This is a genomic window from Helicobacter sp. (assembly GCF_022770205.1).
Lineage (GTDB): Bacteria > Campylobacterota > Campylobacteria > Campylobacterales > Helicobacteraceae > Helicobacter_D.
The window spans coordinates 12,939-38,782 of sequence record NZ_JALEIK010000003.1; the positions used below are offsets into that span (position 1 = coordinate 12,939).

At 37.0% G+C, this 25,844-nt stretch carries 29 protein-coding genes; 1 reads left to right on the forward strand and 28 read right to left on the reverse strand.

Annotated elements, in window-relative coordinates; all coding sequences use genetic code 11:
• Positions 1-14: 14 nt before the first annotated feature.
• A complete protein-coding gene (locus MRZ19_RS00595; protein ID WP_291029289.1) occupies positions 15-1,157 on the reverse strand; it encodes a metallophosphoesterase in 1,143 nt (380 codons plus the stop codon).
• Between the two features lie 9 nt (positions 1,158-1,166).
• Positions 1,167-1,811 carry a hypothetical protein gene (locus tag MRZ19_RS00600; protein WP_291029291.1) on the reverse strand — a complete coding sequence of 215 codons (645 nt, stop codon included), beginning with the start codon at positions 1,809-1,811 and terminating at the stop codon, positions 1,167-1,169.
• A 107-nt stretch (positions 1,812-1,918) separates the two neighbouring features.
• Here MRZ19_RS00600 and MRZ19_RS00605 point away from each other — a divergent pair, with 107 nt between their 5' ends.
• Positions 1,919-2,479, forward strand: a complete 561-nt coding sequence (locus MRZ19_RS00605) for a hypothetical protein (RefSeq protein ID WP_291029293.1) — start codon at positions 1,919-1,921, stop codon at positions 2,477-2,479.
• Positions 2,480-2,510: 31 nt separating this feature from the next.
• Here the strand turns inward: MRZ19_RS00605 and nuoN are convergent, their stop codons facing one another.
• The 26 genes from nuoN to MRZ19_RS00735 form a co-directional block, all read right to left on the reverse strand.
• The gene (gene nuoN, locus MRZ19_RS00610) at positions 2,511-3,998 is read right to left on the reverse strand and encodes an NADH-quinone oxidoreductase subunit NuoN (protein ID WP_291029295.1); all 1,488 of its coding nucleotides are present in this window, start codon (positions 3,996-3,998) and stop codon (positions 2,511-2,513) included.
• Between the two features lie 22 nt (positions 3,999-4,020).
• On the reverse strand, positions 4,021-5,625 hold the full coding sequence (locus tag MRZ19_RS00615; RefSeq protein ID WP_291029297.1) for an NADH-quinone oxidoreductase subunit M: 1,605 nt from the start codon (positions 5,623-5,625) through the stop codon (positions 4,021-4,023).
• Positions 5,610-7,469: an NADH-quinone oxidoreductase subunit L gene (nuoL, locus tag MRZ19_RS00620; protein ID WP_291029299.1), complete on the reverse strand. Its 1,860-nt coding sequence runs from the start codon at positions 7,467-7,469 to the stop codon at positions 5,610-5,612. Before nuoL ends, MRZ19_RS00615 begins: the two co-directional genes overlap by 16 nt.
• 3 nt (positions 7,470-7,472) lie before the next feature.
• Positions 7,473-7,775 (reverse strand): NADH-quinone oxidoreductase subunit NuoK, encoded by a 303-nt coding sequence (gene nuoK / locus MRZ19_RS00625; protein WP_291029301.1) that lies wholly within the window; start codon positions 7,773-7,775, stop codon positions 7,473-7,475.
• The gene (locus tag MRZ19_RS00630; RefSeq protein WP_291029303.1) at positions 7,762-8,328 is read right to left on the reverse strand and encodes an NADH-quinone oxidoreductase subunit J; all 567 of its coding nucleotides are present in this window, start codon (positions 8,326-8,328) and stop codon (positions 7,762-7,764) included. The genes nuoK and MRZ19_RS00630 overlap by 14 nt, the downstream gene beginning before the upstream one ends.
• A 2-nt stretch (positions 8,329-8,330) precedes the next feature.
• Positions 8,331-9,020, reverse strand: a complete 690-nt coding sequence (gene nuoI, locus MRZ19_RS00635; RefSeq protein WP_291029305.1) for an NADH-quinone oxidoreductase subunit NuoI — start codon at positions 9,018-9,020, stop codon at positions 8,331-8,333.
• Positions 9,017-10,015 (reverse strand): NADH-quinone oxidoreductase subunit NuoH, encoded by a 999-nt coding sequence (gene nuoH, locus MRZ19_RS00640; RefSeq protein WP_291029307.1) that lies wholly within the window; start codon positions 10,013-10,015, stop codon positions 9,017-9,019. Before nuoH ends, nuoI begins: the two co-directional genes overlap by 4 nt.
• Positions 10,012-12,483 (reverse strand): NADH-quinone oxidoreductase subunit G, encoded by a 2,472-nt coding sequence (locus tag MRZ19_RS00645; RefSeq protein ID WP_291029309.1) that lies wholly within the window; start codon positions 12,481-12,483, stop codon positions 10,012-10,014. The genes nuoH and MRZ19_RS00645 overlap by 4 nt, the downstream gene beginning before the upstream one ends.
• Positions 12,483-13,319 (reverse strand): hypothetical protein, encoded by an 837-nt coding sequence (locus MRZ19_RS00650; protein WP_291029311.1) that lies wholly within the window; start codon positions 13,317-13,319, stop codon positions 12,483-12,485. Before MRZ19_RS00650 ends, MRZ19_RS00645 begins: the two co-directional genes overlap by 1 nt.
• Positions 13,316-13,585, reverse strand: a complete 270-nt coding sequence (locus MRZ19_RS00655; RefSeq protein ID WP_291029313.1) for an NADH-ubiquinone oxidoreductase subunit E family protein — start codon at positions 13,583-13,585, stop codon at positions 13,316-13,318. Before MRZ19_RS00655 ends, MRZ19_RS00650 begins: the two co-directional genes overlap by 4 nt.
• Positions 13,582-14,811, reverse strand: coding sequence for an NADH dehydrogenase (quinone) subunit D (gene nuoD / locus MRZ19_RS00660; protein ID WP_291029315.1), 1,230 nt, complete (start codon positions 14,809-14,811; stop codon positions 13,582-13,584). Before nuoD ends, MRZ19_RS00655 begins: the two co-directional genes overlap by 4 nt.
• A 1-nt stretch (position 14,812) precedes the next feature.
• Complete coding sequence (locus tag MRZ19_RS00665) at positions 14,813-15,616, reverse strand: NADH-quinone oxidoreductase subunit C (RefSeq protein ID WP_291029317.1); 804 nt, start codon at positions 15,614-15,616, stop codon at positions 14,813-14,815.
• Positions 15,617-15,625: 9 nt separating this feature from the next.
• Positions 15,626-16,135: an NADH-quinone oxidoreductase subunit B family protein gene (locus MRZ19_RS00670; RefSeq protein WP_291029319.1), complete on the reverse strand. Its 510-nt coding sequence runs from the start codon at positions 16,133-16,135 to the stop codon at positions 15,626-15,628.
• Positions 16,117-16,506, reverse strand: coding sequence for an NAD(P)H-quinone oxidoreductase subunit 3 (locus MRZ19_RS00675; RefSeq protein WP_291029321.1), 390 nt, complete (start codon positions 16,504-16,506; stop codon positions 16,117-16,119). The genes MRZ19_RS00670 and MRZ19_RS00675 overlap by 19 nt, the downstream gene beginning before the upstream one ends.
• A 420-nt stretch (positions 16,507-16,926) precedes the next feature.
• Entirely contained in the window at positions 16,927-17,754 is an 828-nt protein-coding gene (locus MRZ19_RS00680; RefSeq protein ID WP_291029323.1) for a cysteine ABC transporter substrate-binding protein, read from the reverse strand.
• A 152-nt stretch (positions 17,755-17,906) separates the two neighbouring features.
• A complete protein-coding gene (locus MRZ19_RS00685) occupies positions 17,907-18,131 on the reverse strand; it encodes a YdcH family protein (RefSeq protein WP_291029325.1) in 225 nt (74 codons plus the stop codon).
• A gap of 85 nt (positions 18,132-18,216) precedes the next feature.
• Entirely contained in the window at positions 18,217-19,407 is a 1,191-nt protein-coding gene (gene argJ / locus MRZ19_RS00690; protein ID WP_291029327.1) for a bifunctional glutamate N-acetyltransferase/amino-acid acetyltransferase ArgJ, read from the reverse strand.
• A complete protein-coding gene (locus MRZ19_RS00695; RefSeq protein WP_291029329.1) occupies positions 19,400-20,530 on the reverse strand; it encodes a TrkA family potassium uptake protein in 1,131 nt (376 codons plus the stop codon). The genes argJ and MRZ19_RS00695 overlap by 8 nt, the downstream gene beginning before the upstream one ends.
• Before the next feature lie 19 nt (positions 20,531-20,549).
• Complete coding sequence (rpmB, locus tag MRZ19_RS00700; protein WP_291029331.1) at positions 20,550-20,738, reverse strand: 50S ribosomal protein L28; 189 nt, start codon at positions 20,736-20,738, stop codon at positions 20,550-20,552.
• A 73-nt stretch (positions 20,739-20,811) separates the two neighbouring features.
• Positions 20,812-21,771, reverse strand: a complete 960-nt coding sequence (locus MRZ19_RS00705; protein ID WP_291029333.1) for an NAD(P)-binding domain-containing protein — start codon at positions 21,769-21,771, stop codon at positions 20,812-20,814.
• 2 nt (positions 21,772-21,773) lie between these two features.
• Positions 21,774-21,959: a cbb3-type cytochrome oxidase assembly protein CcoS gene (gene ccoS / locus MRZ19_RS00710; protein ID WP_291029335.1), complete on the reverse strand. Its 186-nt coding sequence runs from the start codon at positions 21,957-21,959 to the stop codon at positions 21,774-21,776.
• Positions 21,956-22,510 (reverse strand): septum formation inhibitor Maf, encoded by a 555-nt coding sequence (gene maf / locus MRZ19_RS00715; RefSeq protein WP_291029337.1) that lies wholly within the window; start codon positions 22,508-22,510, stop codon positions 21,956-21,958. The genes ccoS and maf overlap by 4 nt, the downstream gene beginning before the upstream one ends.
• Positions 22,511-22,584: 74 nt before the next feature.
• Entirely contained in the window at positions 22,585-22,944 is a 360-nt protein-coding gene (gene acpS, locus MRZ19_RS00720; protein ID WP_291029339.1) for a holo-ACP synthase, read from the reverse strand.
• Between the two features lies 1 nt (position 22,945).
• Positions 22,946-23,482, reverse strand: coding sequence for a flagellar basal body-associated protein FliL (gene fliL / locus MRZ19_RS00725; protein ID WP_291029341.1), 537 nt, complete (start codon positions 23,480-23,482; stop codon positions 22,946-22,948).
• 34 nt (positions 23,483-23,516) lie between these two features.
• Positions 23,517-24,578, reverse strand: a complete 1,062-nt coding sequence (gene pheA / locus MRZ19_RS00730; protein WP_291029343.1) for a prephenate dehydratase — start codon at positions 24,576-24,578, stop codon at positions 23,517-23,519.
• Between the two features lie 14 nt (positions 24,579-24,592).
• On the reverse strand, positions 24,593-25,844 hold a 1,252-nt coding region (locus tag MRZ19_RS00735), incomplete at its 5' end, for a DUF2972 domain-containing protein (protein ID WP_291029345.1).

Below are 25,844 nucleotides of genomic sequence, written 5' to 3' on the forward strand. Positions count from 1 at the left end.
TTTAAATCTCCATTTTATGCACTAGAAAATTCAAAATATGTAATCTCTGCCTTTGATAAAATCCGCATAGGTGGTCCCCAAAAACCCGTGCCACGATTGACATAAATCTGTGTTTTTGGGCTATGCTGATATAAGCCTTTAAGATAGGGTTGATCAAGTTTCACAAGAAAACTAAATGGAAAAATTTGCCCACCATGCGTGTGTCCGCTTAAAATCAAATCCACATTATGCTTCTCTTTAACTTCAAGGGCAAATTTTGGCTGATGCGCTAATAAAACAAGCGGACAAGTTGGAATCCTTTTTTGCAATGCCTCTTCTAAATTTGGCTCTAATGCATTAATACGCCTTCCAAAAAGATCATACACACCAGCTAAATTCAGCTTTGCTTCCTCTTTTTCAAGGAGAACGCAATCATTTTCAAGCACAATAATTCCCTTGCTTTTTAGCACATCAAGCAAGGGAGCAATGCCGTGAAAATACTCGTGGTTTCCGAGTATAAAATACACACCAAGCGGTGCTTCCAATTGTGCAAGCGCATCAATAGCCTTTGGCACTTTACTAATTTCTGTATCCACAATATCGCCCGTTAGCACAATAAAATCAGGCTTAAGCGCATTTGCCTCTGCAACGATTTTTCCAACCACATTTTCTTCAATCAATCCACCAATGTGCAAATCACTAATTTGCACAGCAGTCATCTTTCCTTCAAATCCATTTAATAAAATCTTAACCTTCTCAACAACAGGTCCAAATTTCGCTTCTGCCACTCCAAAACCAAGATAACCAAGCGCAAAGATTCCGCTTGTAACATTTAAAGAGTTTTGAAAAAAACCTCTACGCCCTTTTGAAAACTTTGGAAAAAAGATTACAAGAAGTTTCACAATCAAAGACAACGCTTGATAAAGCAACATTACAACAAACAACACAAATCCCACACCAATAGAAAGTGAAGCTAAAAAATACAAACTTTGGGGCAAATCCACAAAATAACGCCCAAAAAAATACAACACCACACCAAAAAAATTAAACACTAAAAAATATTTTAAAACCCTTCGTGAAGTGCTAGGTTTAACAATTTGCTTGATAAAGAAAAAATAGATTCCAATATGGAATCCTAAAAAAACTAAAAGCATCAAAACAGGAAATAAAATTTTCACCCTAAACCCTTATCGTCGCGCCACATTCCAAAACAATAAAACGATTTGGATTCCACAAATTAATAAACCAAAATATAAAAACCATTGTGTGTTACGCTCTTGCTCTCGCAAAAATGTTTGCCCATAAATTTGCTGACTAAGCGTAGCAAGCTCTAAACTTATTAATAACCCATCATCACTTTCAAGCTCTTGCAATAATGCTTGATTAATCTGCAATACATCTTTAAAATTTACCAAATAAAGCATTCTATTTGCATTCTCCAAAAATTTCTCCATCTTAAGCATTAATCCCCCGCTGCCAAAATACACATCATTTAATGTAGAATATGCCTCATTACCCACAATCCTAGAAACCACAAAGTTTTGCAAGATTTGATGGATGGAATTTAGCTCATTGATACAATACCTAAGTTCCAAAAAAACATCCCCATTGTTACGCTTTAAAATATGATTTGTTGAGATAATCTGTGATAAAAACACAATCCTTTGCGCCAAAAAGCGTTGCTTACCGCTAATATTTACAGAATAAAGTGCTGTATTTTGTTTTTGTATGATTTTTTGATTGCTCTGCACATAATACACGATTCCAACTCCCAAAACCACGCACAATAAAATTTCTAAGAAAATAAATTTCCTACTTTGAAAAACACCCAATTATCACCCTTATAAAATAATCCGCATATTGTATTATCTTTAATAAAATTTATCAATAAAAATATGCTAGAATTAGCCCCTACAAATCTAAAAGGTAAGGATAACTTGTGAAAAAGAAATTTTTAAAAAATGCTTGCATTATCTGTGCCATAGCTCTTAGTGGTTGCGCACAAAAATATAGCACCCTCCCAAATACACGCATTCATCAAACTTGCAATATGCCCATTGTAACTTACGAATTTGGCTTTTTAAAGGAGGGAGAACACAATGACTTAAAAATCTCAAACACGCGCATTAAGGATAATATAGAAAAATCTCTTCTGCAAAGTGGTTGCTTCACTCTGACGCAAACAAACACAGATGCTTATAAACACTATCGCTTAGATGTTGTCTATGGAAACATAAACTCTAAAAATGCGCAAGGCGGTTTTCTTCACTCACAAACAAGCGATGCGCTTATTTTTGAAATTCAATTATCCTTTAATAGAATGGATGAAACAAGAATTTTTCAAGGAAAGTCTAGCCTACAAAATGCAAATGAGCAATATCTAAAAATCTTTGGGCAATCCTCTGCATTAGACAATAACCAAATCCAAATCACCCTACAAAACGCAATTAACTCTGCAATCAACGAAGCAACAAAAAGTTTCTCGCACAATAAGCAATAGTTGGAATCCAAAATGGATTCCAACTATTAAACTACAACGCACTATTTCCAACAATCCCAAAAATACCAAGCAATAAACCATCTACAAAGAATACAGAAAGGCAAACATAAAGCGTTGCAATCCCAACAATAATTTTAAGCGGTAAGGTTGCATTCTGTAAATAAACATTTCCATCGCTAATTAATGGTTCTTTTAAAAACATATAAACAATAAGTTTTAAATAATAATACGCAGCAATGGCACTATTTAACACCATAATAATCACTAAAAATAAATATCCATTATTCATTGCCACACTCATTAAATACAGCTTCCCCCAAAACACAGAAAAAGGTGGAATCCCAGCTAAAGAAAACATAAATAATCCCATAATCACCGCAGCTAAAGGAGAAAGCCTAATAAGCCCCGAGAACTTTTCATAAGAATGATCATAGCGTTTGTCCCAAATTTGTTCTTTTGTGCGTGAAATCCATAGCATTGCAAAAACTCCAAGATTCGTAAAAAGGAATAAAATCCAATACACAAATAATGCACTATATGCTTGTGCCCCACCAATCAAAATAGCACTAAAGGCAAATCCAGCGTGTGAAATGGAGCTGTATGCCAACATTCTTTTGACATCTTTTTGCACTAAAGCTACAAGGTTTGGTAATGTTATGGTTAAGACAATGATACAATAAAATATATTATGCACCCACACAATATCCATAAAAAAACTAAAAATCCTAATCGCCACAACAAATGCTGCAATTTTTGGAGCAATAGACATAAACCCCGCCAAAAAGGAATTAGAGCCCTCATAGACATCTGGCGTCCAAGAATGAAAAGGAAATAAAGAAACCTTAAATCCAAGCGAAGCAATAAAAAAGACAACTCCACCAAACACAAGATACGAAGGCTGATAATTTTTTGCTTCAAAAACCGCCTTCATTCCTACCAAATCCAAATGTCCACTTGCTGCATATAACAACATTGCGCCAAAGGCAAAACAACCAGCTGATAACGCCCCCATTGTGAAATATTTAATTGCCGCTTCAAACGCAGTTCCGCGATTATGCATTGCAATGAGTGCATAAAGTGCCAATGAAGCTGTTTCAAGCCCTAAAAAAATTACAATTAAATGGTCACTACTTACCATAAATTGGAATCCTGCGCACATAAATAAAAATAACGCATAATATTCAGGGTATTGAAATTCGTGGAATTTATTATAACTTAAGGTTAAAGGCACAAATAAAATTGCAGCAATAAGAACAATCAATTGCCCAAGCAACGCTACACCATCAATTAAGATTAAATCAAAAAATGCCCTTTGCACTCCATCAATGCTAAAAAACAGAATATAACCCAAATCTAAACCTAAAAATAGAACCGTAAGCATTGTATAAAGTTGTTTATTAGCAGTTTTTAGACACATATCCACAATCAAAATAAGAATCGCTCCAAAAATTGCAATCAACATAGGAAAAATACTAAAAATATTTAAACTCTCAAAGGACACACTAAATGGTTCTAACATTTATTTTTCCTCCCCTTGTGTGTTATTTTTCAGAATCTCTAACTCTTCCATTTGTAAAATCTCCTGCAAAATTTCTTCTAAATTTTGCCTCTCTTCTAAATTCTTCCACAGACTCCCGCACAAGCTCCAACTTAAAGAAATCAAGACTCTCTTGACTAACAATTCTTGATTGCATAATAGCAAGTGTATTTTCCACACTCTTATTAATTGGCTCTAAAATCGGCTTTGGATACACACCAAGCCAAATCACAATCACAACCAATGGCAAAAGTGCACTCCATTCACGCGCATTTAAATCACTAAGCTTTAAATTTTCTGTATGAATAACTTTTCCAAAAAATGCCTTACGATACAAGTGCAACATATACACCGCACCCACAATAATACTAATCCCAGCAATCCCAGCCATTATAGGTAAGACTTGAAAGAATCCCAGCAAGGATAAAAACTCCCCAACAAACCCCATTGTCAAAGGTAATCCCGCCGAAGCCATTGCCATAATCCCAAAAATCGTAGCATAATTTGGCATCACTTTTGCAATTCCACCAAACTCTACAATCATCTTCGTATGGCGTCTTTCATAAAGCATTCCTACAAGCATAAATAATGCCCCGCTAATGATTCCGTGGCTTAACATAAAAAATACAGAACCTGTAATTCCTTCAGTATTAAGCGCAAAGATTCCAATCATAATCACACCCATATGCGAAATGGAACTATATGCAACCACTTGCTTGATATCCTCTTGCGCAAAAGCCACAAATGCACCATAAATAATCATTATTAAAGACAAAATTGCAATTGGGATTAAAAAGACAATACTAGCATCAGGAAACAAAGGCAGAGAAAAACGCACAAAACCATAAGTTCCCATTTTTAGTAAAACTGCTGCTAAGATAATAGAACCAATTGTAGGGGCTTGTCCGTGCGCATAAGGCAACCAAGTGTGAAAAGGAAACATCGGCACTTTAACAGCAAGCCCAGCAAAAAAGGCAAGAAATAACCAAATCTGCACGCCTTTTGGAATCGCACTTAAACTATACCATTCTAGTAATGAGAATGTCCAAACACCACTGACATCAAAATAATAATAGGCTAAAAATAGGATTCCAACAAGCATTAGCATTGAACCTAAAAAAGTGTATAAGAAGAACTTAACTGCCGCATAAATCCTACTTCCACTCCCCCAAGCACCAATGATATAAAGCATAGGTATTAAAGATAATTCCCAAAAAACATAAAATAAAATCATATCTAGCGCGCAAAATACGCCAATCATAATGCTCTCAAGACATAAAAGTGCAATGGTTAATTTTTTTATCTCCTGCTTTTCATTTAAGTAAATAAAACCTATTAAACTGATTAATGCGCTTAACACAACTAAAAGCAAAGAGATTCCATCCACGCCAACAAGGTAACTCACACCAAAACTTGCGATTAATAGCAACGCTGTTACAAACTGAAATCCCTCTGCATTCTTATCAAATCCATACCATAGTAAAATTGCAAGCCCAAGCTCTATTCCACTAATCACAACTGCATAAGTTTTAAGATTTTCTCTAATTCCAATGGCTAAAAACGCAGCAAGCAAGGGAAAAAAGATGAGCAAGGTTAAAAGGTAGTCCATACGCCCTCCCTATAAATAAATACAAGCAACAATAGCGCAACTACACCAAAGAACATAATTTTTAGCATTTTTGATAGGCTTCCACCCTGAATCCAACGCATATTCTCTCCACCGCTTTTTAGCAATCTTGCAATTAAATCCACAACAAAATCTATAATATTCTTATCTGAAAACCAAGCAATTTTAGAAACTCTAAAGTAATTTTGAATGAAGAGCTTATCATACAATGCTGGAATAAAATATTGATTGCTTAATGCTTTATAAATAAAAGTATTCTCCCATTTTGGAGAAAAACCACCACTTCTATATTTAAAAATAGCAAATGCGATTCCACCTAAAGCAACAAAAGAAGTGATTATAATTAAAGTCCAAATCGTTTTAGAGTCCAAATTTGCGTCAAAATCTGGAAGTGTTTGCAAAATAAAATGGTGGAAATAGCCTTCAAACATTCCCGCAAAAATCGCTAAAACACCTAAGGGTAGCATTGCATAAAGCATATAAGGATAAGCTTCGTGCGGATGTTCTGCGTGCTTTTTCTCCCCAAAAAATACAAGCATAATTAATCTAAAACTATAAAATGCTGTTAAAAACGCCCCAAGCAATAATGCTCCCCATAGCACATAAGCACCGCTTCCAAAGGCAGCTTCTAGGATTTTATCCTTAGAGAAAAAACCTGAAAAGGGATAGATTCCAGCAAGAGCGATGGAGGCTAATACCATAAGAATTGCTGTAAATTTTAAAGGCTGATACAATGCACCCATTTTAGAAATATCCAATTTATCGTGCATTGCGTGCATTACATTCCCTGCCCCTAAGAAGAGCAAGGATTTAAAAAATGCGTGTGTTGCAAGATGGAATAACGCAATCCAATACGCTTCTAAGCCCGCTGCTACAAACATATATCCAAGTTGCGAGAGCGTAGAATAAGCAATGATGCGTTTTAAATCCCTATTTACAAGTGCCATTGTCGCAGCAAAAACCGCCACAAAAGCCCCTAAACACGCAATAGCAAACCCAACTTCTGGTATTATAGAATACAAAGGATTTGCACGAATGACTAAATACACCCCAGCTGTTACCATTGTAGCAGCGTGGATAAGTGCTGAAACCGGTGTAGGTCCCTCCATTGCATCAGCAAGCCAAGTGTGCAAAGGAAATTGCGCACTCTTACCCATTGCTCCTACAAAAAGTAACACACCAATGGCGATCAAAATCCCCTTAGGAGCTTGATAAATATTGCTTAAAACTTCTTCATAATTTAAACTTCCAAAAGTCCAATAGATTAAAAAGATTCCAAGCAGCATTCCTAAATCCGCAATACGATTCATAATAAACGCTTCATTTGCTGCAAAGGAAGCAGAATCCCTTTCATACCAAAATCCAATGAGCATCCAAGAACACAGCCCAACGCCTTCCCAGCCAATAAATAACCCCGCAAAATTATCACTCATCACAAGAATAAGCATAGAAAACACAAAGGCACTCAAATACACAAAGAAGCGGTTAAAGCTAGCATCGTGGCTCATATAGCCAATGGCGTAAATATGCACACATAAAGACACTAAGGTTACTACAAGCATCATTGTAGCACTCACACTATCTACTAAGAATCCAAAAGGAATATAAAGCCCACCTGCGCCAATCCAATCCATTAGCGTAACCTTCAATGCCCCACCACCTTGAAAAGCGTAGATAAAGAGCAACAAGGAAGCAAAAAAAGACACCGCAAGCATTAAAGAAGCAAAGATTCCAACACCTACAAACTTCTTTTTAGACGCAAAAGGGATTCCAAAGATTGAACCCACCAAAGGCGCAAATAGCGCACTATATAAAACTACTTCCATACGCTAACCTTCCATTGCTTTTAAGTAGTCTAAATCTAGCGTATGATACTTTTTATACCAAGCAATCAGCAAGCCTACCCCAACAGCAACTTCACTTGCAGCAACCGCTAAAAGAAAAAATGCAAACATCTGCCCATTTAAATCCCCAAGATATTTTCCAACTGCAACAAATCCCACACTAACAGCACTCAAAACAATCTCAGTAGAAAAAAAGAGCATTAGCAAGTTTTTGCGTCTTAACATTCCAAACACACCAATCATAAACATCAAAACAGATAAAATCAAATAATGATTAAGCGTTATCATACTCTTCCCCTTTGGATGCTTTTTCGCTTAAAGTTAGTGAATAGCGCATTCCCTTTCCCGCCAAAACAATCCCAGCAATCATTGCGACAAGCAACATAATTGCTGCAATCTCAAAAGGAATCAAAAATTTAGTAAAAAGTACATAGCCCACCATTTGCACATTTCCGATTCCCTCTTTTATTGGCGTTGTTGCTTCTAAGCCTCCAAGATTTTGCGCAATCACAGGAGCAATAACAATTAACACAAGCAACAAAGCCCCCATACCACTTAAGAAAAACAATATTTTAGGATTTTCAATTTTCTCTTTCTCTAATTTTTGACTATCAAAAAACATCATTGCAAACGCATACAGAGCAATCACAGCCCCTGTATAAACCACAATTTGCACAACTCCTAAAAATTCTGCGCCCAATAAAAAGAAAAAAGCTGAAACAAACATCATTCCAGCTGCAAGCGCACTTAAAGCATAGAGAATATTTTGCGTTGTCACAACAACCAAAAACATCGCTAAAGTCAATGCGCAAAAGACATAAAATGCAATTGCTTCAAACATTATTAAGCCTCCATCTTTTGAGATTCTACCGCTTTAGATTCCACCTGTTCTAAAGTTTTAGAATCCTTTTTAGATTCCAAGTCTTCAGATTCTACACTTGCTAGTTTCTCTAAATACTTCAATGGCGTTGCTTTAATGCGCTTATCCGCATCCACACTCACACTTCCTACGCCATCAAATTCGCAATCATTGCCGCTTAAAACCTTATCAATAGGCGTTAGCATATCTTTTTTAAGCGCAAAAGAAGCGCGTTGCTCACAGGCATTTTCATATCTCCCCCCGTGAACAATCGCAAGCTCCGGACAAACTTCTGCGCATAATCCGCAATAAATACAACGCCCAAAATTAATGCTATACTCTGTTACAGCCTTACGCTTATCTTCCCCATAACTTGTTTCCATTCTAATGCAATTTGCCACACAAATTTTCTCACACAAACCACAGCCAATACACCGCTCATTCCCACTATCTAACAAACGCTTTAACTCGTGAACCGCACGATAGCGCGGACTTAAGGGTAGCTTTTCCAAAGGGTATTGCACCGTGTGGATTTGCGCCTTACACAACTCCTTAAACACAAGCCAAAGTCCAACAAACAGCTCACCTTTTAAGGCGCGATTCCAAAATGTTACAAATTTTTGCGTCTGTGTTAAGGGCGGTGTTTTTTCAAAAATCTTTACATACTTACTCAATTTCCACCTCCTAAAACTACAATTCCAGTTATAAAAACATTTAAAAGTGCTAGTGGAAACAACACCCTCCAGCACAGCCCCATTAACTGATCAGGTCTAATGTGCGGATAAGCCGCCCTAGCCCACATAAATAAAAAGATAAAAAACATTACTTTTAGGATAATTGCGATTCCACCAGGTATAAAGCCTAACGGATTAAATCCGCCAAGGAATATTAAAGACACTACAAAAGAAAGTGCAATCATACTTGCATACTCACCGATAAAAAACATTCCCCAACGCATTCCTGCATACTCTGTTGCATATCCGGCGATAATCTCCGCTTCGTGTTCTAGCAAATCAAAAGGTGTCCTATTTAGCTCTGCATATCCTGCAAACAAAAAGAGTAAAAAGGCTAAAGGCTGTGAAAAAATCAACCAATCTGTGATTCCACCATTTTGGTAATTGTTAATATCAATTAAAGAAAGAGAACCTATAAGCATTAAAGGTGCAAGCAAAGATAAACCCGAAACCACTTCAAAGCTAAGCAATTGCACAGCCACTCTTGCCGCCCCTAAAAGCGACCATTTGCTATTTGCGCTAATTCCAGCAAGCAAAGGACCATAAAGCCCAGCAGCACCCACGCCTAGCACAAATAAGATTCCAACATTAATATCTGAAACAATAGGCTGAATGGTGCGCCCAAAAAGCTCAAACTCAGGGAAAAATGGAATCGGAGCCATTGCGATAAACGCCGTTGCTGCTGTAATTGTAGGAGCGATTCTAAAAATCAAGCGATTTGCACCACTTGGAACAATGTCTTCTTTGGTAAAAAGTTTAATACCATCTGCTAAAATTTGCAACACACCAAAAGGTCCTACAATCGTTGGTCCCAAACGCCTTTGGAAAAATGCCAAAACCTTCCGTTCTACATAAGTTGTAAATCCTGCAAGTGCTGAAAAAATAAGCACCAAAAGCAGAATCTTAATCAATGTTTCAATCACATAAGCCGTCATTTTAAAGCCTTTATAGAAGCATTTGCATAGCGCGAAACTCCAAAAACCTCTTCTGCTTCACACACACCAAGTGCTGCAAAATCTCCTTGCATACCCTTATCAATGCTTACCACAGAATACACAATCACTCCATTTGAGAAATCAATTTCCACTCTATCTCCCTGCTCCACTGCAAGCTTTTGTGCGTATTCCTTGCTCACTTGCAAGCCATTTTTGGAATCCAAATGCAACGCTTTTAAAGTGTCTTTAGAAAAATGCGCCACACTATTGCGCGCATAGAGATTATAAGCACCCAAAGATTCCAAAGTTATAGATGTAATCTCTGAATTTTGGCTAGGATAATTAATATCCAAAAGATAGCCACGAATCTCTGTGCCATCGTTTGCAAAACCAAATCCCAAATCATCATAAGCAATGCTTTTAAAGCCCTTAGTTAGCGGTAATTCTTGCGTATAATCAATGGTGTGCTCATTCTCTAGCCCTAATGCTCTTGCAATATCATTGAGTTCATATCCATAATAAGGTGTCGCAGGAACAATCGGCACAACGCGTTTATCCACATTTACAAGCGTCCCTTCCTGCTCACTTAAATACGGCATTTGCAGGGCATTATCCGCCTGTGTGCCAATTTTATACTTCCCTTCCACATTATAACCAATGCTATATCCCAAGCTTTCTTGATCTAAATCAGCAATAAGTGCAATTCCAAGTGCATTTGTTTGCGGTGGCAACAACATCACCTTAACTGCACTCAATGCTTCAATATAGCCTAAAATCCTAGCAATATTCTCTGCATTTTTTGCACCATACACATCAAATCCTACAACTAAAATAGGATTTTTCGCTCCATTTAATGCAGTTTTTATACTCTCCATCGCTTCTTTTATAGACTCTCCGCAATAGGCGTATAACTCACTTGTTACCACTTCTATTTCTTCACTAACCTTTTCAATCTCCTCTTTTTCTATAAAGGTTTTCTCGCCCTTTTCGTCTAAAATCGCATTGCCATTTTCATCTAGGGCTTCTTGTTTAACCTTTTTCTTAATCTCTTTTATAAGCGTTTTGGATTCCAACTTTTCGTATTTTTCAATCTGTTCTCTTAAAGATTGTGGCATTTTCTCTCTTAGAATGCACGCACTTGCAAGCAATAACGCCATTGCTTCTTCACTATCAGGTTTGTAAATTCCATTAATAGGAGTTTTCACAAAGTTATTCAATGTTACATCTTCCATTGTATGAAAACTTGCAAGATTTGCACCCTTGTTTTGTTTCATTGTATTATTAATGCTATGCGTTACCACTGGCATATCATAGCTAATTGCACCACCAAAAGTCATTACAAGCGTGCTTTGTATGATTCCCTTTTGTGTAGCACTTCCCAAATTCCCAGAAACTTTACTAAAAGAATCCAAAAATTTTTTAAAGGGATACACACTATCACACACAAGTCTATAACCAAATTTCTCCTTTAGCTGTTGCAATATGAGCACCTCTTCATTGCTAATATCACCTGCAAATTTAATTGTTTGCGCCTCTTTAAACGCTGCAATCGTTTGATTAAAGGCTTCTAAATCTTTTTTAATGTGTTGATTGTTTACATTAAAGGCTAGACGACCCGCTGGACAAAGTGTAGAAAAATTCCAATCGCTTACCACACGATACACTTCCTTTTCTCCGCCACCAAGCCCCTTTTGCTTCACTTCATAAGTCAGAGCGCAACCATTTGCGCAATGCACACAAGTGCTATCAATTCTTTCTAGCTCCCACGCATTTGAGCGGTATTGAAAATGCCCAATACTAAGCGCACCTACTGGACACACACTCACACACTCTCCACAATCTCCGCACGCATCGGCTTCTACACCATTTAACCCAATCAAAGATTTCTTAAACTTTGTCCAAACTCCATAAGCGTCTTTTGGCATACTCTCTTTATAAGCTTTATCAGGCATTTCTCCATCGTATTTTAAAGCCTTAATGTGCGATTTTCCAATCTTATCCTTGCACAGCGTTACACAACGCTCACATACGATACATAAATTAGGATCATAAACCGCCTTACCCCACTTATCAAAAGGCTTATAAGTATCTTTTAGGGCGTATTTTTGCTCACTCACCCCTACATAATGCGTGTAGTTTTGCAACTCACACTCTCCACTCTTATCGCAAACCCCACATTGCAAAGGATGATTCACATCATAAGCTTGCATAATTGCCACACGCTCTTTTTCAATCTCTGGCGTATGCACTAAAACCTGCATTCCATCCTTAACCTTCGTATTACACGCATACACGCGCTTCCCATCGGCTTCTACCATACACATTTTACACGCAAGCGTAGGAGAGGAGCAAGAGAGATAACAAATCGCTGGAATAAAAATAGAATTTGCACGCGCAACATTTAAAACACTCTCACCCTCACAACAACTCACTTCACAGCCATCAATTGTTACTTTTATTTTTTCCATTACGCCACCTTGCTCAAACTTACAAGTTGATAACAAAAATTCTTTTGCAACACTTCCCTTGAAATCCAAAGGATTCCAACCATTCCTTTAAGTATCGCATTGCATTGCATTTGCGCTAAAATCTCTTGATGCGATTCCAACTTTACCTTAACTTTCGCGCCATCTTGCATTTTACTAACATTGCAAAATTGCTTGGAAACTTCTAAAATATTCCCTTTTTTAGACTCTTTTGGCACATACACCACCAAGCCATCATAACTTTTTAAATCCCCTAAAGGCTTAATCTCTTCACGCTCTAAAGAAACCGCATTGACTTTAGAATCCAAAAAGACAATCTTTAAATCTCTTACACTAAGCAAGGCTAGAATTTTTGCGATATTGCTAGCATTTTTATGCGTGGCTAAATCCTCTCCAACAACTAGCACCAAACCACGCTCCACATAGCCTTTAACAATCTCTTGCAACTCTTCTTCAGCAAAATTACACTCTGAAGAGAGATAACCCACATCAAGCGTTTTTACAAACTCTTGCAATGCTTTGTCCTTAAGCCCTTCTACTTCCTTAATCCCCACATCACTTGCGCTAAAACCATAAGCAAGTAGCGCAACCACCGCTTCTTCCGCCCCCACTTCATAAACAAATTGCGTAAAATTATAAGGATTAAAACGCAAAGGACTTAGCAAAAAAACATTGTTTTTGGATTCCATATTTTCTAAAATGCGTTTAAAACCCTCTACAAATCCTCCAAACAACAAAATATTTTGCGCTTCTTTTATGATGCTTACATCACAAGCAATTCCGCCATTTTTTAAAAATGTCTGCGCTAATGTATTCATAAAACTGCCTTTTGCGCTTCTAAATTTTTAGATTCCATCTTTTCTTTTCTTACAACAATCGTCCAATCCACTTCATTAAAACGGATAGAATTCAACAAACTATTCCCACTAGCTTCAACAATATCCGCACTTTTTTGGACATTGTCAAAATCTATCACCTCAAACAAAAAGATTCCAACTTCACCCACTTCTAATTCTGTTTGTAAAATTTCTTCCAAACGCCCACCAAAATCATTTTTTAAATGCCGTAAATCAAAGCGTTTCATCTGTCAATCTCCCCAAAGACTATGTTTGTATTTCCAATAATTGTTACCACATCTGCTAGATAATGTCCGGGCAATAAATCTTGTAAAACTCCTGTATGAAAGAAACTAGGCGTGCGCATTTTTAAGCGGTAAGGATAGGGCTCTCCTTCAGAACGGATAAAAAATCCAAGCTCCCCTTTTGGTGATTCTGTTGGCACATAAATTTCACCTACAGGTGGACGCATTCCTTGAGTAACTAAAACAAAATGCTGCATCAAAGAATAATTTTGCGTCATAATCTGCTCTTTTGGAGCAGAGAAATAGTGCGTATCCTCACACATTAAAAGCGTATCTGTATCTTGATACTTATCAATTAATTGATACAAAATCCGAATACTCTGACGCATTTCTTCCATATACAAAAGATAACGCCCATAACTATCGCAACTCTCACTAATTGGAATATCAAACTCTAGCTCTTCATATAACTCATAAGGTTCTTCCTTTCTAATATCCCACGCAATCCCACTTCCGCGCAACATCACACCACTCAAACCCCAGCTTTTCGCCATTTGCGCACTTACAACACCCACATTTTCTAAGCGCATACGCCAAATTCTATTTTCACTTAAAATCCCCTCATAAAGCTCAATTTGACTAGGCAGTGCTTCTAAAAATGCTTTTAATTTTGCAATCCAATCCTTTGGTAAATCAAGCGGAACGCCACCAATCCTAACGCTAGAATGTGTTAAACGCGCCCCGCAATAATCCTCAATCAAATCAATGGCAAACTCTCTCTCTCTAAAACAATATAAAAAAATGCTCATAGCCCCTACATCAAGTGCGTGCGTTGCTAGCCAAAAAAGATGAGAGATAATGCGATTTAACTCTAATAGCATTGTGCGAATCACCTTAGCCCTTCTTGGAACATCAACCCCTAAAAGCCGCTCCACCGCTAAAGCAAATCCATAATTATTAGAGCTTGCGGCAATATAATCCATTCTATCTGTTGTTGGTAGAAACTCATTATAAATCATATTTTCTGCCATTTTTTCCATTCCGCGGTGCAAATACCCTACATCAGGCGTTGCTTTTAAAACCCTTTCCCCTTCTAATTCCAAAATCAAGCGCAACTGCCCGTGCGCACTAGGATGTTGGGGACCAAAATTTACCACCATCACATTATCGCTAATGCGATCAAAAGCAACATTTTCATAAAAGGGCATTAGTTTATTGGGTTGCTGCATACTATTTCCTTTCCTTTAGCTCTTTTGTAAATTCTGGCTTTAGCTTTTTTACAAAGAGCACGCCCTCTTCTTCTTGATACATAATAGGGCGCGCCCTTTCTTCGTTTTCCTTAACTTCCTCTCCATAACCAACCTCATAACCTAAATGCGAGAAGCGTTTAGAATCATAACGATCCACACGCGCAGGATCTCTTTGCTCTGGTCCAATCACATCGCGGTATTCCTTACCAAAAATCGTATCCACCTCATACCACTGCGCCGCTTCATCACCTTGCAAAGGATAGCTTTTTAAAAGCGGATGCCCCACCCAATCATCAGGCATTATAATGCGTTTTGGATAAGGGTGATTTAAAGGCAGAATCCCAAACATATCATACATTTCCCTTTCACTCCAATTTGCGCTACTAAAAAGGGAACTAACCGATTCTATTTTCTCGCCCTTTTTTAAAAAGGTTTTAACACGCAATCGCTTCACTCTTTGCAAAGATAACAATTGATAGAAAATTTCAAATCCACCCTTACTTTCTAAAAAATCCATCGCACTAAGCTCACTTAACACATCGTAACCCATTGTTTTTAACGCTTCTAGCGTCTTAAAGATGGAATCCTTTTCTGCCCACACCACAAGCACTCCACGCTCAATATAGGATTCCATTATTCCAACTTGCCTTCCTAAAACTTCCACATCAGCGCGATAAATACTATCGTTTTCTACACTCTCTTTTGGAATGCTAGGGGACACATAAAATCTATCTCTATAATTTACCTGTTTTTGCGCATTTTTCTTTGGCTTATACTCACGCATACACTTCCTTTACACCAAGCGTTTTGGGGCAACTGCACGACTTGCCTTTTGCTTACGGATTTTTTGCTGTAGCACCATTAGTGCATACTGCAATGTTTCTGGACGCGGCGAACAACCGGGTAAATAAATATCCACAGGAATAATTCTATCCACACCTTGCACCGTTGCATAAGTGTTAAACATACCACCTGTATTTGCGCAACTCCCCATAGAAATCACCCATTTAGGCTCGGGCATCTGATCATAAAGCCTACGCACAAATTGCGCGTGCTTTTTGGTAACAGTTCCTGCAATGATAATCACATCGCTCTGTCTTGGACTTGCTCTAAAAATCGTGCCAAATCTATCAAAATCATAACGGCTAGCCCCTGTTGCCATCATCTCAATCGCACAGCACGCAAGCCCATAAGTCATCGCCCACAAAGAATTACTACGCCCCCAATTTAGAAGCTTATCCACGCTTGTTAAAGCAATGGGTAATCCGCCACTTTTAAAATAATCTACTTGATGCTCTGCCATTGCAATGCTCCTTTTCTCCAGGCATATATAAACCCAATGAGTAACAAAAAAATAAATAATAACATTTCAATAAAACCAAATGCGCCTAAAACTTGAAAATCAACTGCCCAAGGAAACATAAAAATAATTTCCACATCAAACAAAATAAACAATAACGCCATAATGTAAAATTGCGAAGAAATACGATTGGGCTGTTTTGTAGGAGCCAAACCACATTCATAGGGAGCAAGTTTTAGCTTTTGGTTATTTTTATTTGCCAACTTTCCTCCCACAAGCCGAGATAAAAAAGTTGTTGCCAAAAACGCCACAAAAGTAAAAATAAAAATCACAAACACGCCAAAATATGGGTGCGTTACATCTAAATGGGACACATACTATCCTTAAAAAATTTTGGTTATCCTAGCGTATTTTTCTTAAAAAAGAAATTTTATTATTAAAAACCATAATTTTAGATTCTGTCTTTTAAATATTTTAAAACATATTACAGACTCAAATAAAAGAAAAAGTAAAATTTTAGTTATTTTTTAAATAACTAAAATATAAAAATTACAAAAATACTCCTGAAAATTCCAAATTTTAGGCTTAGCTTCTATCTTTTAAGAAAATTAAAAGCTGATACAAAAAGAAACATTTGCATCCACACCAAAAGAAAATTGGAATTTAAAAATGATAAATACAATAGAGCATTAAAACTTAATTGCGTTAATAAAGCAACACGGAATCCAAATCACAAAAATCCCTTTTTTAAAAGCCTTTCAAAACTTCTGCTATAAAAAGGGATTCCATCTACACTATTTTACAAATAAAACCGATTCAAGTTGATCTTCTCCATAAATTGGAGCAAGCGTTTTTGTATAAGCTTCTTGCATAAAACCATTTTCATTAAATTTTTCAATCTCTGCATTGAGCCATTCCAGAAGCACTTTATTACCTTTTTTAACTGCTGGAGCAATCACATCTTCATCACCTAACTTGCCAATCCCCACCGCAAAATCAGGATTCTCTTTTGCCCAAGCAAATAGCAACAAATTATCGTGCGCTAGAGCATCACCTCTACCATCCTTAAGAGCTAAAAACGCTTCTGTGTTTTGGTCAAATTTAACCAATTCAATTTCAGGATAATTTTTTGTGAAATAAAAATCCGCCGTTGTTCCTTTATTGACGATGAGTTTTTTACCCTTTAAATCTGCAACATCCTTAATTACACCTTCTTTTGACACAACCCCTAAAGCAACCTTCATATAAGGCGTTGCAAAATCCACAACTTCTGCTCTCTCAGGCGTTTTTGTAAAATTCGCCATAATCAAATCCACTTTGCCACTTTTTAAAAACTCCACGCGACTTGCAGCCTCAACGAGTTCAAATTTAACCTTGCTTGCATCTCCAAGCAAATCTTTTGCCATCTCTCTTGCAAGATACACATCAAAGCCATCATTCTCCCCCTTATCATTCACAAAACCAAAAGGTGGTTTATCGCTAAAAACACCAATTGTAATCACGCCTTTTTGCTTAATTGCAGCAAGCCCATCTTCACTAACACCTTGTGTATTATTTCCGCATCCTACAAATACACCCACCACAAAAACCGCCAAAATGGCTTTAAAAATTAGGTTTTTCATTGATTTTTCCTTATGAAAATTTTGCGTAAAAGCATACGATTGTATCAGCAAAAGCTTTTAAGATGTATTAAAGCTATTTTTTAAAAGACACAAAAAAATAAAGGGTTAAAAGCATTTTAAAAAGAGTCTCCCAGAAAACTGGGAAAATGAAGCTATTTCTTCTCCTTAATGTATTCCATAACCATTGCATAAGCTTCATCTTTAAGATCTAACTTTTTACGCTTTAATCCAGATAACTCCATATCTGTCGCGTGTTCTCTGCCTTCAGTAATATCTTGAATCTTTTGATCCAACGCATTATGCTCATCAAAAATCCTAGCAAAATGCGCATTTTCTTGCTTTAAAATACTAATTTCATCTCTATATTCGTGTAACATAGATTCTCCTTATAAAAATTAACGCCAAAAATTATAAATAAAATTGCCTTAATTCTCACAATTACTTCAAAAATTTTCAATCACTTTAAGTGCGATAATCTGCATTGATTTTCACATACTCATAACCCAAATCACAACCATAAGCAACAAATGCTCCCTCACCCATTCCAAGATTACAAGTGATTTTAAAGGAATCCTGTTTTAAAACTGCTGCTGCTTTTTGCTCATTTTCCTTGTCAAAATCAATCATCCCTTTTTGATACACACACACATCACCAAAATAAATTTCAAGCGTCTTTGGATTACAAGCAATCCCACTTGCACCAATGGTTGAAGCAATTCTCCCCCAATTGGGATCGCAGCCAAACAAAGCAGTCTTTACAAGCAATGACTGACTCAGTGCCTTTGCACACTTCTGTGCTTCCCATTTGTCCTTAGCTCCCTTCACTTCAAAAGCAGCAAGCTTTGTTGCCCCCTCTCCATCACGCACAATATCCATAGCAAGCTTGTGCATCACTTTTTCAAGTGCAAAGAAAAACGCTTCCTTTTCATACGCTCCACTCTTACCATTGCTTAAGAGTAGAATTGTATCATTTGTAGAAGTGTCCCCATCTACGCTAATGGCGTTAAATGTGGAATCTGCCGCTTTTAAAAGCAACTCCTGCATATCATTTTTTGGAATCTTTGCATCCGTTGTGATAAAGCACAGGATTGTTGCAAGACTAGGATTTATCATTCCAGCCCCCTTACACATCGCTCCAATTCTAAAGCTTGTTTTATCCTCCAACACGACTTCAAAAGCAATACTTTTGCGAAACCTATCTGTTGTTAAAATCGCCTCTTCTGCATTCTTTGGATTTCTTTGACGCAAATCAAATTTATTAAAACTTGCTATAATCTTTTCCTTAGGCAATTGCACACCAATCACACCAGTAGAGCTCATAATGGGATTTTGGATTCCATTAAAGCAACTTTGTAGCCCTCCTAGCACTTCCTTAACACTCTTTACGCCTTCATCACCTGTTAGTGCATTTGCATTTTTAGAATTAACTAATACAAAATTTGTCTTAAAATCCTTTGGATAGCTTTGAAAATGCAAAATAGGAGCGGCACAAAATTTATTTTTTGTAAAAATTCCCTCCACTTCACACAAAGAATCCGCATAAATAAATGCAACATCTAATCCACTATCTTTTTTAAGCCCAGCACTTACCCCATCGCAATAAAATCCGTTTGGAGCGACAACACTCCCTTCAATTGGAAACACACTAAACATATTTTAACTCCTCTGGTTTATCTTTTTTAGAAACTAATTGTTTAATCAAATGCACGCCATTTGAAGTTCCAATCACAAGCAATTTACACTCACTTGTTACAAGCGTATCGCCATTTGGCATAGGAATAAACTTACCATCTTTTTGCGTGATTCCAACAATAGAAGTCTGCGCAATCTCACGCATATGCGCCTCCTTTAGCTTTTTAAATACCAGCCAAGAATAGCGTGGCACTAAAATTTCTTCTAAATCAAGCGGTGTGTCTTTTTGGTATGCAAAACGCTCTAGTAAATTCTCCATATCCGGGCGCGTTGCCATTGCATTAACGCGCTGTGCAAAAAGCCTAGCAGGCGATACTACACAATCTGCACCTAACTTTTTTAATTTTTCCTCATCTTCGTTTGTATTTGCATTAGCAATAATAAAATAGGGCTTTCTCCCAAGCTCTCGCTCATACAAACGCACAGAAGCAATTTGCGCAATATTATCTGCAATGCTACTTGATAAGGTAATCACACCTCTAGCACTAGATAAATGACATTTTAGCATCGCGATTTCTGTGTGTGGATCTTCATTGATAAAAAAGGGATAGCGGTATTTTTGCGCAATATCCTCTAACACTTCACTATTATCCACCACTACAAAAGGAATGTGTGCCTCTCTAAATTGCTGGGATAGCCGAATTGTGTATTCGTTGTGATAACAAATAATAAAATGGTTTTTTAAACGCGCAATTCTATAAATCATATTGCGTTCCTTAATAATTGGAATAAGCTTACCCCTATTTAACACATCAATCACGCTAATCACACAAAAACTTAAAACTGCCGAACCTGCCATCATAACAACAGCAGTATAAAACACATCTAAGCCATCAAACTCATTTTCTTTGAGTGCGCCAAAACCCGTTGTTGTAAAAGTATAGGAAGCCTGAAAAAATGCGTCAATTAGGCTGTATCCTGTAACAACGACATAGCCTAATGTGCTAAGAAGTAAACCTGCAAAAAGCAGTAGAAAAGGTGCTCGGAAAGGTTTTAACTGCTCATAGAGCAAGCCAGACATATCAATATCAGGCTTCTGCGTTCCTTCCCAATGGAGAAATTTTTTGAGCCTATTAAAAGCCACAGCCCAATCCTATACAGGATTAAGAGCGTTTCTTCATTGTGCGCAATGTAGAAGCGGCAACTCTAACTTTCATCGTTCTGCCATCTTCTAACTTAATTCTTACTATTCTTAAATTAGGCAAAGTGCATCTTTTTGTCTTGTTATTTGCGTGGCTTACATTATTGCCAACCATCGGACCTTTGCCTGTAAAAAAACATCTTCTTGCCATTTTTCATCCTTCAAAAATTGCTAATGATTTAAACTTTCCATTGTATCTAAAGCTAAATAATAGAAAGTTTAAATCAATTAAGCTTTTCTTTAATCTCTTGCACAATATGGAATCCGTGATTTAACGCCGCTGCAATAGAGCCACCATTTTTATACAAAATATCCCCTGCAATATAGATTCCCTCTACAGAACTATGATGATTTTCATCAACAATTGGCACGCCATCGCTATTTAGTGCGATTCCGCATTTGCGGAGGAAATCCACAGGAGCCATCCCGCCGATAGCATAAATCACCCTATCAAACACTAAGCTTGTGGAATCTGTAAAATTCACCTTAACTTTGCCTTCCACATCCTCCAAACTTTCAATATCCACGCCAAGTTTTGGAGTAATTTTACCACTCTCAAAGCATTGCGTAAGATTCTCTTGATTTGTCTCATTAATCCTTGAGAACTCACTCTTACGATAATTTAGGGTTACTGGATTGCTATCACTTAACACACAAGCATATTCCACAGCAGAATTTCCTCCCCCAACAACTAAAATATTCTCTCCATCCACACAGCTATTTGCATTAAAATTTACCATTTTTCTAATGCTACTTGGAGTCGGATAGCTAGGTTTATTAGGCTGTCCCATTTTACCAATGGAGATAATAATAAACTTTGCCTTAACCACAATATTATTTGTTGTATGAATCACGAAATAATCGCCTTCTTTATTAATGGATTCTACCTCTGTATTAAAGCGCGCATCCACACCATTTTCTTGGATTATCTTGTCAAAAAGATCCAATGTACTTTCTTTGGTTCCATCACAGAAATAAATATTTCCATTTAACTCAATCTTTTGTCCTTTATAATCTTTATCCACGCGTTTTTTATCTTTATAAAACTTACGGATTGTTGTAGAATGCCCTTCGCCTTTTTCAAATAAAATTACATCTTTAATTCCAAGTATTAACGATTCCACTGCTGAAGCGATTCCACCAGGACCGCCACCTATAATTGCAATATCATAAAATTCTTTCATTATTATTCCTTTATTTTTTGATGAATTGTATGGCGCAAATCTTCTTCACTATCAAATAAAACGCCTTGCATCATCTTCTTTTCATCGTCAAATTGTCCGTTTTTCAAACCCCATAAAAATGCGATTAGCCCAATGAGTCCAATCACAATTGAGGTTGCAAGCATCACAGCAACCATTGTTGCATTCATTTTATATCCTTTAAAAATGGCAGTAAAGCCTCAATATGTAGCCCCATCGCATTATGCGTAGAGCCAACTTGCTTTTTAATAAAATCTTTATGGAATCCCTCCACCATCACTGCACCAGCCTTTCCCTTCCAAAGCTCACTTTGCAAATACGATTCCATATCACTTTGTCTAAAATAATTCAGTTCATAATGTGTAGCACTTAAATCTGTATAATAAAACGCTTCACAATGTAAAATCGCACAGCTAATAACACTTAAAGTTCCGCCACTTTGGGCTTTTAAAAACATAAGTGCTTCCTCTTCGCTCTTAGCTTTACGCTGCAAAATTCCCTTACAACTCACAACACTATCAACAACCAATAATGGAATCTCTAAACCATAACGCTCCAGCACACTTGTGTATTTACTAAGAGCTGCCATATAGGCAAAACTGCTTGGAGATTCAATCTTTAAACTCTCTTCATCAAATCCATTATCATTGACAACAAAAGGGATTCTAAAGTTCCTCAAAATCTCTTGACGCACTTTAGAAGTTGAACACAAACGCAACACCAAAATTCCTTATTGTTATTTTAAGAAATTTTTAAAAATATAATTTATTATATCTTTTTAAAATTATTAAAATCTTAATTGCGCAGATTTACAACCACAACAGCAATCGCAAATCCCGCATCGTGCGAGATAGAAAGGCTTAAGTCCTGCACCTTAAAGTATTCCAACTTCTCTTGTGTCAGTCGCAACAAAGGCGCACCTTTAGGACTTTTTGATAGCAAAATATCGTGGAATCCCAACTCTTTTCCGATTCCACATTTTAAAGCTTTAGCGCAAGCCTCTTTTGCTGCCCAAAACCCAGCAATGCTTTGAAAAGTCTTCGCAAGGGCAATCTCAGACTCACTTAAAAACCTCTCAAGCCCCCGTGTTTGATATTTTTTGACAAACGATTCCATACGCCCTATGCTAACAATATCAACCCCTACACAAAGCATACTACTGCACAACAAATTCTGTAAAAAACAGATTTGCCACTCTGCCATCTACTAAAAACTCATTTAAGCGTTCCATAATCTCCTCTTTAAGTTTTTGCTTTCCCTTAGTGGTTTGCACCTCTTCAAATGTCTTAGAACTTAGAATCGTGATAATTGTATCGCGCAACACATCACGCTTTGTGTCAAGCTCTGCTTGCATTTCTGCAATGCTTAATTCTAAAGCAATAGAAGTTTTTAAGTAACGCTTCCCGCCACCTGAAGCAAGCAAATTAACAATGAATTGATCCAACGGATACATAGGACCCACACTCAAAAGACTGCTATTTGGATTTGCTGCACTGCCCTTATTCGCCGCACTTTGCTGTGTCTGTGCTACCACTCCAGTTTGCTCTGGCTCATCTCCACCGCTAAAAATTAAGATTCCAACTAGAATTAAAATAATCAGCAATAGCACAACAACACCAATAATGATAAATAAAATCATTTTATTTTGTTTTAAGCCATCTAATTTTGAAGGCTTTTTCTCTTCTTCAGCCATAGAGTCTCCTTATTATAAATTATGCGTATTATACTTAGTTTTTTAAATAACTTCCAAGCCATTTTAAAGCATTTGGATAGCGCGCAAAAAGTTCTGCAACATTTGCATCATCAATATGCCCATCAATATCAATAAAAAAGCAATAGCTAAAATCACTCCCACAAACAGGGCGCGATTGGATAGAAGTCATATTAATGTTTAAATCCTTAATATCATAGAGCAAATGATACAACGCCCCGGGTTTATCGGTGTTTGCCAAGTTTGCATACAAAGAAGTCTTATCCTTGCCACAGCGTTGATTTTTAAAATTACTCACAATAATAAAGCGCGTTTTGTTCTGCGAATTGTCTTCAATGTTTTCAAAAAGCACAGGCACATTATAAAGCTTTACTGCAATGTGTGAGCAAATGGCTGCACTTTTTGGATTTTCTGCTACAAGTTGCGCCGCACGCGCGGTAGAATCCACAGGAATCCTTTCAATATGATCCAAAGAATGCTCACTTAAAAAGCTAGAACACTGCCCAAAGGCAATATCTTTAGAATAAATCACTGCAATCTCTTTAACACTCTCAGCCCTGCTTGCAAAACAATGATGAATGGGCATATAAATCTCTGCAACGATTTTTAATTCTGTACTTTTAAGCAAATCTAGCGTTTCTCCAACCGCCCCATTTTGATTGTTTTCAATAGGAATCACAGCATAGCTTGCGCGGCAATTTTCCACGCTTTTAATCGCTTGTGTGATTGTGTTGTGCGAAAAATACTCACACATCGCCCCAAAGCGACTCTCAGCGGCTTGATGCGTATAACTTCCAAGCGGTCCAAGATACGCCACTCTCTCAGGCAGTTCAAGGTTGCGACTCACCGCAAAAATCTCTAAATAAATCGCTTCAATAGCGGATTGATTAAGCAATAAAGGCTTTTTAGAATTTAACCTATCAAGGATTTCCTTCTCACGCTCTGGGCGATAAATGGGTGCATTGCTCTGCATTTTTGCCTTGCCAATGCGCTTAACAATCTCCATCCTTTTTTCCAAAAGTTCTAAAATACTATCATCAATCCCATCAATTTCCGCTCTAAAATGCTCTAAATTCATCAATTTGCCCTTTATTAATTTACCTTTGCAATCTTTTCAAATGCTTGATAATATTCCCAAGATTCCACAATATCTGGACGCACTTGCTTGATATGCGCCAATTCTTCATTAAAAATTTTGCGCATTGCATTGTATTGTTTTTTATGCATTTTGAAATATTCTAAAACTTCATAAGGGCTTTTTAAGTGTGAAGCAATCTCATCTTCTCTTTTTTTAAATTCCTTAAAATAGCCTTCTAAAAACTTTTGCACCGCTTTTTTAAGCTTAGGTTGCGCTCTTAAAATCCCCGCTTCTTGTGGTTTTACTGAGAGAACAACATTTTTATTATCAATACCTTTTGGTAGAAGTTCTTGTGTTAAATTAAGTGCGTTTTTCTTATTAAAGTCAAATTGCGTATCTATCATAATATTTACCCCCCCCCCTACCATATAATTCTGCCCTAAAGTTGTGAAATCTCTTTTTTTACCTATATCTTGTGGATGCGCATATAGCACAACAGGAAAGGCATTGGTTAAAGATGTGTTTTTATTCATACGCTGAGAAAAAACTTCTCTATCTTGCTCTAAAGGCGCATTAAAGCCAAACTTCTCACTCAACGCACTAAAGGTCTTAAAAGCATTTTGCGCATTAATCTCTTGTGCGTCAATATAAATTATCTCACTAGGCTTAATCGCGTCTCTTTTCTCCTTAAAGCAAAAAATACTTCTAAACAATCCACTAATACAATCTTCAATCACGGCTTCTAAATTTGGCTTTTCATTGGAGCAATGGTAAGCAATCTGTGGCATAATCTCCGCATAATCACAAGTTAAATTAAAGCGTTTCACAAGTGGTTTTTGCTCAATAGGGCGTGTGTGATTAACTAAAGTTTTTAGCACCTTAACAACATCTCCTACCAAACACAACATCGGCATTTTTTTATCAATCAAACTCCAAAATTTCTGCGTAAAAGGATTAATAAAATCCGTAACAATCAGTGCCTTATAATTTTTACTCTGTGAGAAAATTTGATAGTTTTCTAAATACGCTAAATGATGCCCATACCACTTACTATAACAATCCACATCACAAAGCGTTAAAAATTTATAAAACGCACTCCCACCAGCCCCTGGCAAAATGCTAACAAGCATAGAATAAAAAGGTGGCAAAGGCAGATTAAAATCCCACGCAATCCTAGCATCAGTTTGCTCCCACACAACCTTACTAGGATCCATTAATGGTGGATAAGGATGCTTTGCGTATTTTGCCTTAAACTCCTTGGATTCC

Bases quoted from the DNA above. Each gene is read 5' to 3' on its own strand.
- rpmB (WP_291029331.1), bottom strand. From the start codon at position 20,738: ATGGCAAGAAGATGTTTTTTTACAGGCAAAGGTCCGATGGTTGGCAAT.
- nuoN (WP_291029295.1), bottom strand. From the start codon at position 3,998: ATGTTAGAACCATTTAGTGTGTCCTTTGAGAGTTTAAATATTTTTAGT.
- pheA (WP_291029343.1), bottom strand. From the start codon at position 24,578: ATGAATTTAGAGCATTTTAGAGCGGAAATTGATGGGATTGATGATAGT.
- MRZ19_RS00665 (WP_291029317.1), bottom strand. From the start codon at position 15,616: ATGCGTGAGTATAAGCCAAAGAAAAATGCGCAAAAACAGGTAAATTAT.
- MRZ19_RS00705 (WP_291029333.1), bottom strand. From the start codon at position 21,771: ATGAAAGAATTTTATGATATTGCAATTATAGGTGGCGGTCCTGGTGGA.
- nuoL (WP_291029299.1), bottom strand. From the start codon at position 7,469: ATGGAAGTAGTTTTATATAGTGCGCTATTTGCGCCTTTGGTGGGTTCA.
- acpS (WP_291029339.1), bottom strand. From the start codon at position 22,944: ATGCTTTGTGTAGGGGTTGATATTGTTAGCATAGGGCGTATGGAATCG.
- ccoS (WP_291029335.1), bottom strand. From the start codon at position 21,959: ATGAATGCAACAATGGTTGCTGTGATGCTTGCAACCTCAATTGTGATT.
- MRZ19_RS00615 (WP_291029297.1), bottom strand. From the start codon at position 5,625: ATGGACTACCTTTTAACCTTGCTCATCTTTTTTCCCTTGCTTGCTGCG.
- MRZ19_RS00680 (WP_291029323.1), bottom strand. From the start codon at position 17,754: ATGAAAAACCTAATTTTTAAAGCCATTTTGGCGGTTTTTGTGGTGGGT.
- MRZ19_RS00630 (WP_291029303.1), bottom strand. From the start codon at position 8,328: ATGTTTGAAGCAATTGCATTTTATGTCTTTTGCGCATTGACTTTAGCG.
- MRZ19_RS00650 (WP_291029311.1), bottom strand. From the start codon at position 13,319: ATGAATACATTAGCGCAGACATTTTTAAAAAATGGCGGAATTGCTTGT.
- MRZ19_RS00645 (WP_291029309.1), bottom strand. From the start codon at position 12,483: ATGGAAAAAATAAAAGTAACAATTGATGGCTGTGAAGTGAGTTGTTGT.
- argJ (WP_291029327.1), bottom strand. From the start codon at position 19,407: ATGTTTAGTGTGTTTCCAATTGAAGGGAGTGTTGTCGCTCCAAACGGA.
- nuoK (WP_291029301.1), bottom strand. From the start codon at position 7,775: ATGATAACGCTTAATCATTATTTGATTTTATCTGTTTTGATGTTTATG.
- MRZ19_RS00655 (WP_291029313.1), bottom strand. From the start codon at position 13,585: ATGAAACGCTTTGATTTACGGCATTTAAAAAATGATTTTGGTGGGCGT.
- fliL (WP_291029341.1), bottom strand. From the start codon at position 23,482: ATGGCTGAAGAAGAGAAAAAGCCTTCAAAATTAGATGGCTTAAAACAA.
- MRZ19_RS00685 (WP_291029325.1), bottom strand. From the start codon at position 18,131: ATGTTACACGAATATAGAGATGAAATTAGTATTTTAAAGCAAGAAAAT.
- nuoD (WP_291029315.1), bottom strand. From the start codon at position 14,811: ATGCAGCAACCCAATAAACTAATGCCCTTTTATGAAAATGTTGCTTTT.
- MRZ19_RS00670 (WP_291029319.1), bottom strand. From the start codon at position 16,135: ATGGCAGAGCATCAAGTAGATTATTTTAAAAGTGGCGGATTACCCATT.
- nuoH (WP_291029307.1), bottom strand. From the start codon at position 10,015: ATGACGGCTTATGTGATTGAAACATTGATTAAGATTCTGCTTTTGGTG.